This window comes from Blastopirellula marina (assembly GCF_002967715.1).
Lineage (GTDB): Bacteria > Planctomycetota > Planctomycetia > Pirellulales > Pirellulaceae > Bremerella > Bremerella marina_B.
On the sequence record NZ_PUIA01000081.1, the window covers coordinates 50,242 to 64,788 of the forward strand.

Genomic DNA, 14,547 nt, shown 5'->3' on the forward strand with positions numbered 1-14,547 from the left:
ACCTATTCTTGCGAGGAGATTATTCGACTTAGAATGCAAGAAGCCTGACCATGAATTCCCTAGCTCGCTATCACCTGGCCGCTATCGCCGTGGGTGCCCTGCTCCTGGGCAGCTGTGGCTGTGGTTTTTCCCCTGTTGCTCCCTCAATGGAGTCGCCCAGCCAGGCATCGATGACCGTTCCCGATGCCCCTTCTGCGGTTAGCAAGGCACCGTCCAACACGTCAGCTACAGTTGCTACGAGTGAAACGACAGCGGTTAATCAGCACGAGTCGAAGCAGACATACCGAAACCCCTTCCGGCCACCATCGATCACGACACGCACGCTGCTTCCACAACAGGCCGAGTCCGGTGAAATCCGCTTGCTGGGAATCGCCAAGAGAGATTCACAGCACATTGCCTTACTGGAAACATCAGGCGACTTGCATAAGGCTGTCGTGGGAGACTTCATCAATGATTGGGAAGTCCTCAGCGTGAATGAATCTGAGACGACCCTGCGCCGCGGGCTCGAGCAGATGTCACTTAGAATCCGCTAACGAACCATCGGGAAACGCCGAATCACGTGCGACTCTCTAAGGATTGGCTCGGTATTGGCTGGCGTCTGAATCGGTTCTCCTTCGATCCATTGCGGTGCTGTCTCGTGTGCCGGCATTCCTCCCTCGGCCGACATACCACGTCGCGGATCAGGCCCGAAGGAGGTCGGACGTTTGCCTGGCGGTGGAGGGCTCATCTTAGGCCATGGGAACTGCGAGGCCTGTGGGATCGCGTCGAGCTTCGTGAAGCTTTCCTCGTAAGCATCCGTATGCCGGCAATTCAGTCCGGTCGTTGGGCAAGGGAGAATCTCGGTTCGCAAGAACACCACCAATTCACTTTCGCGAACCTGAGTCTGACGGTAACGAAATAACTTGCCGACGTACTTGATATCTTTCAAATACGGAATGCCGTTGTCGTTGCTGATGTCGACTCGCTGTCGTAAACCACCAATCACCAGAACCTGCCCGTCGGCTACACGTACGGTGGTACTGGTCTCTCGCTTATCGATGATTGGCTGAGGATTGGGGCCGTCGCTATACCCAGTCAGACGACTGAAGGAAGGCACAACATCCATCTCGATCGTACCATCGGCGGCAATTCGTGGCGTGACGGTAAGCATCACCCCAGCTTCCCGAAAGGCGGTTGTTCCGATGTTCCCGCCGGCCGACGTCTGGGTGAGTTGTTGATAAGGAATCTCGGTCACGATTTGAATCATGGCCTTCTCACGATTGACAACGACCACGTTCGGATCGGCCAGCAATCGCGAGTCGTCCATTTGCCGGACTGCGTCGATAACAGCTTTTAGATCAAAGCTGCTACTGAGTGTTTGAAACGTCATGACGCCGGTTGGATCGCCGGCAGCAACCGGGATGGCGATGGCCGATTCCAGTCCGAAAACATTCTGTGGAATGCCGTTCGCATCGGGACGCCCCTTAAATACCGATGTCCAATCGACCCCCAGGCTTTCCATATCGTCTAGGTCGATATCGTAGATCAACGCCGTGATTCTTACCTGGGGCTTCGGCACGTCCAGCCGATGCAGCATGCCTTCGATCATCCGAAGGTTTTCTGGTCGATCGATCACGACGACCTGGTTTTCCGATTCCACGATCGCCGCGCGCCCGTCCGAACTGATAAGCGACTGGATCGCCTCAAGCAAGCTTTTGGCGTTGACGTACTCAGGGCGGTAATTCAGTACATCAGTGATGATGCGTGTGCCAGGTGCAGCCCCTGATCCTGCGGCAACTTGATCGATATTCTTGACAGCGTTTTTGATCATCTCCAGGTGGTCGGGATAATCCACGACGGTCAAGCTGTTGGCCGACGCAATCGCCTGGATCGAGCCCCCACGCGACTTCAATGATTCAACTGCCGGGATGATCTCGACTGCACTGGCATGCTCCAGCGGGATCGTCTCGGACCGGAACATGGGATTCGAGGTGCCAAGTTCCGCCAAGGGAACAATCACCAGGCTATCACCCACAGGGCGGTAACCGTATCCATTGAGAAGCAGCAGGGAATCGAGAATGTCGTAAAGCGGTGCATCTCGAAAGGTACCGTTGATGGTTCCTTCCACCTTGCTGCCGAGAACGACGTTGATGTTCCAGATTTCGCTGATCGTTTGCAGCGCGTGCGACAAGCTCGTTTCACGAAGCGTGAGGTCCCCACGCTGTTTTAAAGCCGACTCAATTCGAGGAGAAATTCCTTCCGCTTGGGCCAGCGTAGGAGCCATGACGAAAAGCAGGCCAAGCACCAGCGACAACACCCCCACACGCAGCGCAGTGCTAGGACTGCCGCAGTGGGTTGTCTTCGAGTTATGCGTTTTGGCGTGTCTTATGCCGTCCTGGCTTCTTGACATTCCGTTGCTCTCACCAAACCTTGCTGATGTCATCCCCAGGGGAGCTAGGCTCTACCTTAGGACTTCATCGATTCTTCCTTGGTCGCCCGTCGAATACCAAACAACTGCAAAGCGAGTTCAAGTTGGATCTGGTCCCCTTCGGCATCTAATGACTTCAGTTTCATATCCTGAAGATTAAGATGCGCGTCGAGTGCCTCGAACTTCTCCAGAAAACTTTCAATCTCATCAATCTTGCCTGTTAACGTCAGTCGTAGTTCCCGAACTTCCAAACGGAAGTTGGTCTTCTTGCCCCGTTGAGCGGCAGTAACTGTTTCAACAGGATGATCATTCTCGTGCCACTGACGAACCCGCACGGGCCCCAAGTCGACGCGTCGCAAATGGCAGTTCGATCCACGAGCGAATTGAACGAGGGAAGCGCGAACACGGTGTGCCGCATCTTCGTCAATCATCCGCTCTTGATGAGTTTTGAGCGACTCCTGAATTTCTGCGTGCTTGGTTTTGACCAGGGATAGCTCATTGCGATCGTTGGTTGCTGACTCCAATCGGCGCACGGCTTCCCCGGATCGTTCTTGTAATACCGAATATTCATCGGCGGCCGGAATAAGCGTCACAAGTGCTACCACAAAAGTTACGATTATGCCGACCATCAACGCTGATGGATGCCTCAGAAGTCGGGTCAACGCTTCCCTAAACGCTATCATCGCTGTCCTCCTTCAAGTTTTCCCAGGCGTCAATGTCACAGTGAATCGTAAACTTTACGGCCGGTCCAGACTTGGTTGCGCTAGGAATTGCCCCATCCACGGTAGCTCGATTGACAAAGGGCAACTGCCCGATTTCTTCGGCGTACGAGTAAATACTCGCCTCGGCGGTGGCGTTTCCTTCGATACTCAGGTCCCCTTCCTGATCCAATGCGATACTCGTAAGCCACGTATTTTGAGGAACCTTACTACCCAGTGCATGCACCCACTTGGCAATCTCAGGCTGTCGCAACTGATGACCGATCTGCTGATGCACGTTAAGCGTTTCACGACCTTGCTTCATCGCGCTGTGCAGCAATAGTGACTCACGGTGAATGGGTTCGAGTTCTGCGGCCTGCACCTCCAACTGCTGCAAATGCCACCGCTGCTGAAACAGATATCCCCACACTACTGCCGCAAAAAGGATCACTGCCGCGATTGGTCCCAGGACCTTCATGGTCCGCTTCAGCAGATGTTCTTCGTGATCTGACTTCAGTCGGTCCATCAGATTCGGGCCTGGCGTGGCGTATTCACGAATAGCCAATAGCCCTATTCCGGCGGCCGGATAATGCGAAATGGGCACACCTTTGAGCAGCGGTGTTAGCTCGCTATCCGTATCAACCGTTTCCAGGATCTGCACTGGCATCTTCAAGCGATCGCCGAGTTGTTGGCGAATAGCCTCGGCTCGATATTGTTCGCCGGTCAAATAGACCGAAGCAATCGCATTCTGCAGGACACGAGCATGGCGTCGGCAATAGCGTTGTAGTCTTTCCAGGTGTTGAACAAGAATTTCCGCGATCTCTTCTTGCTGGGTAATTCCCGCTGGACGGTAATCGAGGTATAGCTGCCCCTGGAACGTAACGGCGATTTCCACGCCAGACTGACCAGGACATACCAATAGCGATGGAGCTTCGCGGTCCAGTCTCAAGGCCCCCATGAGTCGACAGAGGGAAATAACCGTTGGCTCGACCGCAATCACCGCAAGACCGACCGATTTCGCCACGTCAAGGATTGCCTCGATAGTTTGTCGGTGAACGACGGAAACGGTTGCATGCTGATGACGTGGATCTTGCTGCACGATACTACCGGCAACCACCTTTGGACCATGTCCCAACGACAGGTATAGTCGGCTGCGAGATTCGATTTCACGAACTTCGTGCATCACGTTGTCGTTTGTGTCGCTCACCACGCGTGTAACGCAGAACTCGCCTGACAAGGCGACATAGGCCTCGTCCACGCCACGCGGCACGTTGGAAAGAAGTGTGCGCAACGCCTTCTTCAGACCTTGCATGCCTTCTTCAGAAGCGATCTTCAAACCACCATCTTGCCACCTCTCTTCCAGAGATTCGCAAGCAACGGGCCTTCCTTCTCGTAACTGATACAGAACGGCACGAACCTTGGTATGACCGATCTGCAGGGCCAGCACAGGTCGATTGTCGACTTTTTTCTGATTGCGTTTTGCTGCCATAGCCTTCTTAGCCGCTAGTACTAACGACACACTCCAAACGTCGAGTTATCTCACCTGCTTCTCCCGTAGCCGTTACGATGATTTCTCCCGGATCACCGTTGGCTGCGGTCACGCTGTAACGATTGCCGCTTCCCGGCGGTAGCTCCACGTTGCTGATGGTGCCTCGCCAAGAGTTGTCTTCTTCGATCATCGCGATGGCATGGTGGACTCCCGCCCCAGCTAGGTACTGGGCCTGGTCGTAGTCCGCCGTGTTTCGATATGCCGAGAACTGCGTCGTTAATCCATTGCCAATTCCCACCAAAATCAGGGAAGTAAGCACCATGACGATCAACACCAACAACAATGCGAACCCGCGTCGCGGAGAACGATTGACGAAGTTCGAGTTGAAGCGATGAAAGATCATGTTGTAAGTACAGTTCCTTAAAATGCTCGCAACCAGGCATTCGTCGTAAGGGTTCGACTGGCCGTTGCCCGATCAGGCAAGGAGTAACTCACAGTAACTCGTACGCAGTGCACATCTTGGGCAACCGTTGTCGCGGTCGTGCCATCAACCTGATAGCCAACGAATCGCAGTCCAGTGATATTGTTGCCCAGTAACTGATTTGCTGTTGTCGTGCCGTAGTACACATTAGTGCCTGCATGATCCCACACGACCGTTGAGCCATCAGGCATCAACAGCGACAGCGATCCGGAATTGTCGCCGGAAGAACTGATCGCCGTGACTTCTTCGCACTGGCGAACTTGCCGTACAATGTGCCGCAACACACCAACGGCCGCTTCATTCCGCAAATTATCAGACTGATAGTCAAGCCACGTATCGTAGTTCACGCGCAACAACACCGAGACGGCGGTCACCGCGGACACCAATAGCGTCACCGCGACCAGCAGTTCCAGTAGGCTAAAGCCATGTCGATTTGTGCGTGTGTTATGTGCCATCTTGATAAAGGGCCATGCTGGCAAGCTTCGTCGCATATGAGACTTGAGCTTCGCCGCTATCTATTGCCGAGTTACCGTTTTCGTCGTCCCACACGGTTACAGTCAGCACCATCAACTGATCGGTGATGCCTCCGCTGGCCGTGGAAGTCGATCGCGTCGCCGTGTAACGAATCCCTTCCAATCCGGGATCGCTAAACGTACCGTTTTCCGATCCTTCCAGAAAATCCGCCGCAGCAATGGAAAGTTGCTGTTCCAACTTGCTCACCGCCAGCAGATTCATCTGGTTCCACGTCTCCAACTCCTGGCCAGTATGAATCGCCGAAGTCATGAAGTTCATTGCCGGAATGATCGCCAATCCCATCAGGAACGTGGCGATAACCACCTCCAGCAGACTGTACGCATTGTTCGACTTCTTCATGACCTTTTCGTCCAATTTCGGTGCACCAGGTGCGCATGGGGACGTGTAAGAATAGGTCACCCCGAATGGACGTCAAAAGAAATGCCCCTGGCAACAAGGAGCCGCTGACTTACAATTCTTCGAGCAATCCCCAGCCGGTTGCGGCGACCACAGTAATGCGATCGGTTCGATCCGGGCCTGCAAATGTCAGCACTGGTGCGACGGTTGCTTCCCCCTGGAAATTAAAGGTCGCGTGGCTACCGGATTGCAGAATGGTGGCTTCGTCTGAGAAGTTATGCGGGCCTTCGACAATCGTTGTCGATCCTCCCAGGCGTTCGATCTGAAAGCCTGTAATCGTCCCGCTGGATGAAATCATGCGTAGGCGATGATCGTCGCCGGTAGCAATGGCCGCTGCCCGAGCCTGTCGCAAAGCCATCAACGTACGAAAGGAATCAGTTCCCCTGGCGACGTTACCTTGAATGCCAGGAGCTAACCTGGTAGCGCCGATGGCCGCCAACAATCCGAGGATTGTCACGACGGCCAATAGTTCTAACAGGCTGTAACCTTGATGCCGGTTTACCGTTGACCGTGCCTGCTTGCAGGTACGATCGTTTTGAAATGCATCAAGATAGGCCATCGTTCTTACATTGCGCTAACACGATGGGTCGTACCGTCAATCGTATAGCTCAGCGAGCTATCGGTCGGAACGGCCGGAACGCCATCTGGCAGGTAATCGGTTCCCAAGTCGGTCAACGCGCTTGGCCAGCTTCCTTCATTGACGAAGTAGCGTTCGACTGCCGCATTGAGCGTAGCAATGTTGTGCTCGTTGACGCGTTGCTTCGCCAGTGCGCTCGAGGTGCTCACGCGGGGAACAACAATCGCTGCGATGATTCCCAGGATGACTACGACTGCCAACAGTTCTAGCAAGGAGAACCCACGACGCTTTCGATTCAACTTGGATTGGTACATCTTTTTTTACTATCTAACGGGTTGAAATTTATCTGTTCCAGCTGCCTACCCATTTGACAAGAGCGACATGATTGTTTGGCCTGTCACTGCTGCCAGATAACTGTAGGTTGCGAGAACGCACTTATTTTTCTACAAGGTCTAACATTCCGAACATTGGCATATAAATCGCTAGTAGAATCCCTCCTACCAGCAATGCCATCAGAATCGTTGTGATCGGTTCGACAACGCGAACGAAGTTGTCGGTCTTGCGTTCGACGTCCTTCTTCAAGTGGTCGCGAATTTGCCGGCTTGCCGGCCCCAGGTTGCCGGTTTGTTCGCCAACGATCACCAATTGGCTGACCACCGGCGGAAACAAGTGCTGATGCCGATCCATTTCACGGCTGAGTCGCTCCCCGCGCCGAACAGCTTTTCCCAGCGATCCGATGGCCTGATTAACGGCCCGATTAACGACCGTTCCCTGACATTGCGCCAAGGCATCGGCCAGGTGAAAGCCACTTTCCAACATCGTTCCCAAGGCATCCATAAACTGAAGCATGGCCATATCCACTAGCCACGGTCCGACGAGCGGCAAGCGTAGCAGCTTCCGGTCCATGGCGATCGCGAATGTTTGTTTTTGTCTCAACTGTCGAATCGCAATCGCAAGTCCGATCAACGCCAGCAGAATGATCCATCCGTATGACGTGGTGAAATGACCAACATTCACCAGAATCTGCGTTGGCAGAGGTAGGGGAATCTTCGACTTACGATAGGTATCCTCGAAGACCGGCAAGATAAACAGGATCATGAATGCACAAACCCCACTTCCAGCCAACGTTACGATAGCCGGATAGCTGAGCTTTTTCATGATGCGACCGCGCAGGTCGTTGTCGGTTTCAAGCTTATCGGAGATTCGACGCAGAACTTGCGGCACGTTGCCGGATCGTTCGCCGATGCGAATCTGTTGAATGAGGATCTCGTCGAAGACCCCCTCCTGGCTACTGAGTGCCTTTGAGAAGCTATCCCCTCGTTCAATCGCCGAGTGCAGCGACATCAACAGGGTTCGCCCCCAACGCATCGTCGATTCGTTGGCGATCGTCATAATGGCTTTGGGCAGTGTGACGCCGTTTTCTAGCAGTGTCGCCAGGTGCGAGAACACCTCACCCAAACGACGCGGCGAGACGGACTTGCGTCGGCGTCCAGGCGTCAGTTGAATCGAATGCAGCCAATTGAAAAAGCCGCCAACCCCGGAGCCTGATGCGTTTGATCGAACTGTCGTTGCTTTCATGGCAGTGGCCTAACCCATCGTCTTGAAGTACGCTTCTTCCAGCGTGGTACGCCCTGCAACGGCCATCCGAATGCCGGCAGTCAACAGATCGGTCATCCCTTCCTCGACCGCCATTTCTCGTAGTTTTGCCTGAGGCATTCCTTGATCGATCGCCTCGGCCATACGCAACGTGTTAACCATGATCTCGAATACCGGCACACGCCCCTGATACCCGCTACCCAGGCACTTGTTGCAACCGCGTCCGTGGTAAAACACGGCATCGGACGGAATCTTGCAGCGACGGGCGATCGTCTCAAGCATCGTCTGATTCGGCTTGGCAGGCTCTTTGCAGAAAGGGCATATCGTACGCAGCAGACGCTGTGCGACGCTTCCCAATAGCGAGCCACCAATACGGAAGTGATCGATACCCAAGTCGTTCAATCGCGTCACCGAACCGACCGCATCATTGGTATGCAATGTACTGATCAGCAAGTGCCCGGTCAGAGCGGCTTGAACGGCGGTCGTTGCCGTTTCGTGGTCGCGGATTTCACCCACCATGATGACATCGGGGTCTTGCCGCATGATGTATTTCAGTGCGTTGGCAAAACCTAGCCCGAATTCGTTGTCGGAATGAACCTGAGTGATACCTGGCAGGCGATATTCCACAGGGTCTTCCACCGTCACGATATTGCGGTGAACCTGGTTCAGCTCGGTAAGCATCGCGTAAAGAGTGGTCGACTTACCAGAACCTGTCGGCCCAGTCACGACCAGCATGCCGTGCGGCTTGTCGATCAATTCCTGCAGACGCTGGCGATCAATATCGCTGAAGCCCAACTGGTCCATACGGAAAACCTTCGAGCTTTCGTCGATCAGACGCATCACGACCTTCTCGCCCAGTACGGTGGGGATGGTGCTGATACGAAAGTTCACGCTTTTGCCGTTGTCCTCAATGCTGATATGGCCGTCCTGAGGGCGACGCGTCTCCGTGGTATCCATATCGCCCATCACTTTGATACGGGCAATCACGGCCTCTTCAATGTGATTGGGAATGGTCATCACTTGCTGCAATTGACCATCGACACGGTAACGTACGCGCATTTCCGGCTTGTGCGGTTCCAGGTGAATATCGCTTGAGCCTGAGTTGATTGCCCCCGACAGGATGGACCTCACCAGACGAACCACCGGGGCTGACTCTTCTTCATTTAGAGCGGCGATTTCCTCGGCCTGGTCATCCTGGTCTTCATGCTGCTCGAGTTCCTGCAGCTTCATGTCAACGATCGTCTGGCGAGCGACAATCTTGTCGTCGAACCCACGATCGAGCGTATCTTGAATATCGGCGGTGAAACTCACGATCGGATCGATTGGGTAACCGGTGATCAGTTCCGCTTCCGAGATCGTCTCGATGTCGTCTGGAGCGGCCATCGCCAGTTGCAGACGTCGTTTGACCAGGCCAACAGGCACCGTCGTACGGCTTCGCGAAAACTCTTCCGGGAGCAGACGAACCAACTGCGGATTCACTGCCTCGGCGACGATTGTCTCGAAAGGAACCTCGAACTGCTCGGAAAGTGCTGAACCGACTTGCTCGCGAGTAACGAGCCCTCGGCGCAGCAGAATGGCCCCCAGCATACCTCGTTCGGAACCCTGACTACGGAGCGCCGATTCGAGTTGTTCCTGGGTGATATGCCCGCGGGCTACCAGAATGTCACCTAGTCGTCCAGCCATCGTGAATCTCTGTCAATGCACCCGTTCGACTAACTCACCGCCTGAGGCGATAAGAGCAGTTCGATCTTGTGTTCTAAAACGGCCGGGTCGTAAGGGGTTACGAGGTAATCCTTGGCCCCGGCTTTGAATGCCTTTTGCACGACATCGAGACTTGGATCGGTTGAGAAAACGAGGACCGGTGTCTGGTAGCTCTTTTCATGGACCTGAAGTTGATGAATCAGGTCCAAGCCTTTCATGCCGGCCAGTTCCAGGTCGACAATTACCAGGTCGATCTGCTTCTCTTCAAACTGAGTAAGTGCCGCGTCCGAGTTCTCGACGATCTGCACTTCGAACCCAAGCAGTTCCAATCGGAAGGCGGTGATGTCCGCCAAAAGCGGATCGTCTTCGACGACGAGAATGAAATGCTTGTTTTTACGCATAGCTGCGTCCTTCGAAATGAAGCTTTGGATGTCGCTATTTAACGCACAACCTTAGCTTTCCCTGGAAGGCAAGCAAATCGACAGAGATTGAAATGGGAGATCAGCCCGCATAACCGTTATTTACGGATCATACGGAACGACTGATCATCGCTGGCTCGCAGCTCGCTGCTTAGCAGCTACTTCCACCAACTGGGGCGAGGGACGCAGAGCGATCAGGGGATATTGCTTTAAGAAGTAAGGAGCCTGAGCGACTTCTTTCAGTTGCTCTCGTAGTTCCGGCGGCAGTTCTGCCAGTTTCTCTGGCGTCGTCAGAACGACCATGTTCGGGCCGTCGGCAAATTCCGCCTGAAGTTCGTCAGGGTCCTCGGGAATGAACTTTACCGACTGACGGGCATAAAACACCCAACTGGATTCGCTCACCCCGAAAGAGCATAGCTGAGCTTCTGGCTCGGCGGCCTCGATATCGGCCAATAGCCGACCGATCTGTTGTTGATCTGAAACACGCTGAGCGATAACGGCAAACACCCCGACGATAAACAACATGGAAGTGACCGCGAACACGCGAAACGCTTGCTGATAGTTCTGCTGCGACTTTCGCCACCACGCCAGGCCACCACCAACGACAAGCAGCAAGCCAACCAACGCCACCAGTTCTTCGCCTGGCATGAATTTGCCAGCCAGGATCGTCAAGGCGACCACAAGCACCGCTCCGACGACGGTCGTCAATCCGAATCCAAGATCGAGCCAGCGAGGTGAAAGTTCAGTCCGCTTTTCGATCACTCGGGATACAAACACCCCAGTGATTAGCGCGAGGCCAGGGTAAAGCGGCGTGATGTAGCTGGGAAGCTTCGTCTGTGCGATCGAAAAAGCCCCCATCCATACGCCAACCCAACAGCAGCAGAAAATCAGCGCGGCTTTCGTCTTCGTATTGCTTCTCAGTTGCTGGCTCAGATCCCACAGCATCGGCGTGAAAAAGACCGACCAGGGAAAGAAGCCAACGCATATTGCGATCAGATAGTAAATCGGTGGCCCTGAATGCCCTTCAAAGGAAGTCACCGCGCGATTGAGATTGTGGTCGAGGAAGAAGCCTTCGATCCAACGAAAATCACGAGCGGCGACCCAGATGTACCAAGGCAGTGCCACTCCCAGGCAGGCCACGACCGCAAGGATCGGACGCATGAACCAAACGGTTTTCAGAAAATGAATTGGGTAGAAAGGTCGCAACAAGGAAACTCCCCATTGCCACCAGGTGGTCGTTGGCTCGGCTGCCGGCAAACGCATGATCAACAAGAACATGCCCATGATCGCCGTTGGCAAGATCAGTCCTACCGGCCCCTTCGACAACACAGCCAGCCCCAATGCACCATATAGCAATGCGACTTGCCACCACTGGGCCGGATAGTAGGTCGACTCGGTGCGTTCGCTTTGCTCGCCTTGCGGGAAACTGAAGAAAACAAAGGTCCACAGCCCCAGCGTGACAAAGAAGATCAAAGGTGCATCAGGGGTCGCCGCGCGCGACGCGACGGTAAACATCATCGTGGTTGCCAGGCAAACACCGGCCCATAGTCCGGCCGTGACATTAAACAATCGCCGCCCCATGTCGTAGGTCAGCAGAACCGTCATCATTCCCAGGAACGCGGAAAAAAACCGGGCGCTAAACTCACTGATCCCGAATAGGGAATAGGCCGTAATCATCAGCCAGTAAAGAAACACAGGCTTGTGCGTGCGTAGCTCGTCATTAAATCGAGGAACGACCCAGTCCGCGGCTTCGATCATCTCGATCGCGCAGCCAGCATTGCGTGGCTCGTCGCGATCCCACAACTTGGGACCACCGAGATTGGTGAAGAATACAACTAAGCAGAGGGCAATAAGCAGCCCCAGGTTTTTGTTCGCGGAGAACATGGCAGCATTCCTTTGCTTGCACACGGGTCAAGCGGGCAGTTTACCCGAATTGAAGCCCCTCGGCCAATGGCACTTCGCCAGTACCAGTCTGCCATTGGTGAAACCAACGAAAAGCGTTAATTTGGCGATAGCACGGCATTTACCATCGATCGGAACATGTACAAGACAGTGACCACACACCACGCCAACGCAAAAGTGGAGTCCCCCCGGCAGGCAGAAAGCTCCTACGCCGCCCCCTTGCCTGCTCCGAGCTTGATGGACGCGAAGGTCGAGCGGTTTCCTGCTCGCTTCTTCATAGTTCTATCTGGCGTCCTGGCCCTCTGTGGCGTGCTTTCGTTGTTCATCGATCACGCGGTCAGCGGTCAGTTGGCAGCCCCCCCTCACGAATTTCGTTACATCGAAGGGGATTTGAAAAAGCTTATCGCTCTTTCGGAAGTCTTCGGCCACGGTACCGGCGTGATCATGGTCGTCCTGGCTGTGTTTGCCCTGGATCTGGCCAACCGCTGGAAAGTCGGCTTGCTACTAGGCACCGCTTTTGGTGCTGGCCTGATGGCGAATGTTGCCAAGTTCTTTGGAATCGCTCGCTATCGCCCTCACGCGTTCGATTTTTCCTTGTCCATCTGGGACAGCTTCTATCAATGGTTTCCGTTTATGAATTGGCTGTCGCAAGACGAGCTCCGCCAATCGGCCCTGCAAAGCTTTCCATCTGGCCACTCGGCAACGGCGGCGGGGCTTTGTGTGGGACTCTGCTTTCTTTACCCCCATGCCCGTTGGTACTTTCTGCTGGTCACTGCCCTGGCCTGTTTTCAGCGGGTTGTCTTTCAGATGCATTTCCCCAGCGATGTCTGCCTGGGTGCTGCCCTGGGGATGGCCACCGCAACATTTCTGCTGACCTATGGACGGCTGCCCGAGGCTGTCGCTTGGGCGGAATCGAAGATTAGGAAGACCAGGCCAACTGGGTAGAAGTCGGGCAATCAATTTCTTCGCCAGTGATTCGCCAAACCTGTGGGAATTTGTCACACTCGACGCTAGATCTTGTTCCGATCCCCAAGGAGTACCTCATGACTTCCCTGCTTTGCGTGATGGCGATTCTGACGGCTCCTCCTTCCCAGAAACCTGTTGTCAGCACAGAACTCAACCCTGCCCAGGTCGAACACCAGGAACCGCTTGAGCCGCATGAGATCCGCAAGGCTATTCGGACAGCCCTGCGCGATGAAGCAACAAGTGATTCGATTCACAAGCGACGAAAGGCGATCGTTCGCATCTGCGCCCTCTATGCCGAGATGATGCTCAACGAGGACTTCGCCGAGTACGAGAAGGAAAAACTACAGGCCAAATTGGGGTCGCGACTTCGGAGTGTTCGAGACGACCTCAAGAAGTTAGCTGAGGAACAGCCTGCCGAAAGTTTGTCGGAAGCGAAGTCAGCCAACGGCGGGGGTGCCATCGACGAGCGTGGTGCCGATGAACTGATTGAATTGATTACCACCACAATCGATCCGGAAACCTGGGAAGTTCACGGCGGTAAGGGAAGTATCTTCTACTTCAGTAACTTCCGTGTTCTGGTGGTACGGCAAACGCAGGACGTGCACGCGAAGTTGGGCGGAATCCTTGGTGCCAGGCCATAAAAAAGCCTGCCACGTTGCGGCAGGCTTCTTGGTTCAAAATATATGACAATCGCGATGACTACTTAGCGATGTCAAGCAGTTCGATATCGAACAGCAGAACGGCATTGGGTGGAATGCCTGGGCGGCCTTGAGGGCCATAAGCCAGGTCGGCAGGAATGTACAGCTTCCACTTGCCACCGACCTTCATCAGTTGCAGAGCTTCTGTCCAACCTTCGATGACACCATTGACGGGGAACTGAGCTGGTTCGCCACGCTTGTAAGAGCTATCGAACTCGGTGCCGTCGATCAGGGTGCCTTTATAGTGGCAGACAACCGTGTCGGTCAGCTTTGGCGTAGCCCCGGTACCTTCTTTGACGACTTCGTACTGCAAACCGCTCTTGGTGGTTTTGACACCTTCCTTCTTGGCGTTATCGGCCAGGTATTCCGTACCAGCCTTGGCGGCCATTTCGGCCTTTTTCTGCATCTGGGTTTGGACCAAAGCCTGGAAAGCCTGGAGAGCGGCACCGACCTGTTCTTCAGTCAGCTTCGACTCGGCACCGGTCAGGCCGTCACGAAAACCTGCCACCAGGGCATCGACGTCAAAGGGTACATCGGGATTAGCAATTTCGTTCGCGATATTACGGCCAATGGCGTAGGAAGCTTTTTGTTCGGTCGACTCCAATTTAATCTCCTGGGCAAAAGCCGCGTGAGCGACCAGCACCATCGCGATGGCGCAAAGTGAACGGATCATGAATTTCCTT

At 54.4% G+C, this 14,547-nt stretch carries 16 protein-coding genes; 3 read left to right on the forward strand and 13 right to left on the reverse strand.

The window, feature by feature from the left end; translation table 11 throughout:
• Window positions 1-50: 50 nt before the first annotated feature.
• A complete protein-coding gene (locus tag C5Y96_RS23965) occupies window positions 51-533 on the forward strand; it encodes a hypothetical protein (protein ID WP_105358738.1) in 483 nt (160 codons plus the stop codon).
• Here the strand turns inward: C5Y96_RS23965 and C5Y96_RS23970 are convergent.
• The 12 genes from C5Y96_RS23970 to C5Y96_RS24025 all read right to left on the reverse strand — a co-directional run bounded on the left by C5Y96_RS23970 (window position 530) and on the right by C5Y96_RS24025 (window position 12,182).
• Window positions 530-2,389, reverse strand: a complete 1,860-nt coding sequence (locus C5Y96_RS23970) for a secretin N-terminal domain-containing protein (RefSeq protein WP_158261396.1) — start codon at window positions 2,387-2,389, stop codon at window positions 530-532. The genes C5Y96_RS23965 and C5Y96_RS23970 overlap by 4 nt on opposite strands.
• A gap of 56 nt (window positions 2,390-2,445) precedes the next feature.
• On the reverse strand, window positions 2,446-3,000 hold the full coding sequence (locus C5Y96_RS23975) for a hypothetical protein (RefSeq protein WP_146115789.1): 555 nt from the start codon (window positions 2,998-3,000) through the stop codon (window positions 2,446-2,448).
• A 76-nt stretch (window positions 3,001-3,076) separates the two neighbouring features.
• Window positions 3,077-4,594, reverse strand: coding sequence for a PilN domain-containing protein (locus tag C5Y96_RS23980; protein WP_105358745.1), 1,518 nt, complete (start codon window positions 4,592-4,594; stop codon window positions 3,077-3,079).
• Window positions 4,595-4,601: 7 nt separating this feature from the next.
• On the reverse strand, window positions 4,602-4,997 hold the full coding sequence (locus C5Y96_RS23985) for a hypothetical protein (protein ID WP_105358747.1): 396 nt from the start codon (window positions 4,995-4,997) through the stop codon (window positions 4,602-4,604).
• Window positions 4,998-5,014: 17 nt separating this feature from the next.
• Complete coding sequence (locus tag C5Y96_RS23990; RefSeq protein ID WP_158261397.1) at window positions 5,015-5,530, reverse strand: prepilin-type N-terminal cleavage/methylation domain-containing protein; 516 nt, start codon at window positions 5,528-5,530, stop codon at window positions 5,015-5,017.
• Entirely contained in the window at window positions 5,520-5,948 is a 429-nt protein-coding gene (locus C5Y96_RS23995; protein ID WP_105358753.1) for a hypothetical protein, read from the reverse strand. The genes C5Y96_RS23990 and C5Y96_RS23995 overlap by 11 nt, the downstream gene beginning before the upstream one ends.
• Window positions 5,949-6,057: 109 nt before the next feature.
• Window positions 6,058-6,564 carry a Tfp pilus assembly protein FimT/FimU gene (locus tag C5Y96_RS24000; protein ID WP_105358755.1) on the reverse strand — a complete coding sequence of 169 codons (507 nt, stop codon included), beginning with the start codon at window positions 6,562-6,564 and terminating at the stop codon, window positions 6,058-6,060.
• Between the two features lie 5 nt (window positions 6,565-6,569).
• Window positions 6,570-6,896, reverse strand: coding sequence for a competence type IV pilus major pilin ComGC (locus C5Y96_RS24005; protein ID WP_105358757.1), 327 nt, complete (start codon window positions 6,894-6,896; stop codon window positions 6,570-6,572).
• Between the two features lie 121 nt (window positions 6,897-7,017).
• Entirely contained in the window at window positions 7,018-8,160 is a 1,143-nt protein-coding gene (locus C5Y96_RS24010; protein WP_105358759.1) for a type II secretion system F family protein, read from the reverse strand.
• 9 nt (window positions 8,161-8,169) lie between these two features.
• Complete coding sequence (locus C5Y96_RS24015) at window positions 8,170-9,861, reverse strand: GspE/PulE family protein (RefSeq protein ID WP_105358761.1); 1,692 nt, start codon at window positions 9,859-9,861, stop codon at window positions 8,170-8,172.
• A 29-nt stretch (window positions 9,862-9,890) separates the two neighbouring features.
• Window positions 9,891-10,280 carry a response regulator gene (locus C5Y96_RS24020; RefSeq protein WP_105358763.1) on the reverse strand — a complete coding sequence of 130 codons (390 nt, stop codon included), beginning with the start codon at window positions 10,278-10,280 and terminating at the stop codon, window positions 9,891-9,893.
• Window positions 10,281-10,424: 144 nt separating this feature from the next.
• Window positions 10,425-12,182, reverse strand: a complete 1,758-nt coding sequence (locus C5Y96_RS24025; RefSeq protein WP_105358765.1) for an ArnT family glycosyltransferase — start codon at window positions 12,180-12,182, stop codon at window positions 10,425-10,427.
• Between the two features lie 156 nt (window positions 12,183-12,338).
• Between C5Y96_RS24025 and C5Y96_RS24030 the strand changes: the two genes are divergently transcribed.
• Both C5Y96_RS24030 and C5Y96_RS24035 read left to right on the forward strand, forming a co-directional pair.
• The gene (locus tag C5Y96_RS24030) at window positions 12,339-13,145 is read left to right on the forward strand and encodes a phosphatase PAP2 family protein (RefSeq protein ID WP_105358767.1); all 807 of its coding nucleotides are present in this window, start codon (window positions 12,339-12,341) and stop codon (window positions 13,143-13,145) included.
• Between the two features lie 98 nt (window positions 13,146-13,243).
• Entirely contained in the window at window positions 13,244-13,807 is a 564-nt protein-coding gene (locus tag C5Y96_RS24035) for a hypothetical protein (protein WP_105358769.1), read from the forward strand.
• Window positions 13,808-13,865: 58 nt separating this feature from the next.
• On the opposite strand, the gene C5Y96_RS24040 is transcribed toward C5Y96_RS24035, so the two are convergent.
• A complete protein-coding gene (locus C5Y96_RS24040) occupies window positions 13,866-14,537 on the reverse strand; it encodes an FKBP-type peptidyl-prolyl cis-trans isomerase (protein WP_105358771.1) in 672 nt (223 codons plus the stop codon).
• Between the last annotated feature and the right edge of the window lie 10 nt (window positions 14,538-14,547).

What these genes read in the sequence shown, in the direction of transcription:
- C5Y96_RS24020 (WP_105358763.1), bottom strand. Translation starts at nt 10,280, where the DNA reads ATGCGTAAAAACAAGCATTTCATTCTCGTCGTCGAAGACGATCCGCTT.
- C5Y96_RS24030 (WP_105358767.1), top strand. Translation starts at nt 12,339, where the DNA reads ATGTACAAGACAGTGACCACACACCACGCCAACGCAAAAGTGGAGTCC.
- C5Y96_RS23995 (WP_105358753.1), bottom strand. Translation starts at nt 5,948, where the DNA reads ATGAAGAAGTCGAACAATGCGTACAGTCTGCTGGAGGTGGTTATCGCC.
- C5Y96_RS24005 (WP_105358757.1), bottom strand. Translation starts at nt 6,896, where the DNA reads ATGTACCAATCCAAGTTGAATCGAAAGCGTCGTGGGTTCTCCTTGCTA.
- C5Y96_RS24035 (WP_105358769.1), top strand. Translation starts at nt 13,244, where the DNA reads ATGACTTCCCTGCTTTGCGTGATGGCGATTCTGACGGCTCCTCCTTCC.
- C5Y96_RS23990 (WP_158261397.1), bottom strand. Translation starts at nt 5,530, where the DNA reads ATGGCACATAACACACGCACAAATCGACATGGCTTTAGCCTACTGGAA.
- C5Y96_RS23970 (WP_158261396.1), bottom strand. Translation starts at nt 2,389, where the DNA reads ATGTCAAGAAGCCAGGACGGCATAAGACACGCCAAAACGCATAACTCG.
- C5Y96_RS24015 (WP_105358761.1), bottom strand. Translation starts at nt 9,861, where the DNA reads ATGGCTGGACGACTAGGTGACATTCTGGTAGCCCGCGGGCATATCACC.
- C5Y96_RS24040 (WP_105358771.1), bottom strand. Translation starts at nt 14,537, where the DNA reads ATGATCCGTTCACTTTGCGCCATCGCGATGGTGCTGGTCGCTCACGCG.
- C5Y96_RS24025 (WP_105358765.1), bottom strand. Translation starts at nt 12,182, where the DNA reads ATGTTCTCCGCGAACAAAAACCTGGGGCTGCTTATTGCCCTCTGCTTA.
- C5Y96_RS23980 (WP_105358745.1), bottom strand. Translation starts at nt 4,594, where the DNA reads ATGGCAGCAAAACGCAATCAGAAAAAAGTCGACAATCGACCTGTGCTG.
- C5Y96_RS23985 (WP_105358747.1), bottom strand. Translation starts at nt 4,997, where the DNA reads ATGATCTTTCATCGCTTCAACTCGAACTTCGTCAATCGTTCTCCGCGA.
- C5Y96_RS24010 (WP_105358759.1), bottom strand. Translation starts at nt 8,160, where the DNA reads ATGAAAGCAACGACAGTTCGATCAAACGCATCAGGCTCCGGGGTTGGC.
- C5Y96_RS24000 (WP_105358755.1), bottom strand. Translation starts at nt 6,564, where the DNA reads ATGGCCTATCTTGATGCATTTCAAAACGATCGTACCTGCAAGCAGGCA.
- C5Y96_RS23965 (WP_105358738.1), top strand. Translation starts at nt 51, where the DNA reads ATGAATTCCCTAGCTCGCTATCACCTGGCCGCTATCGCCGTGGGTGCC.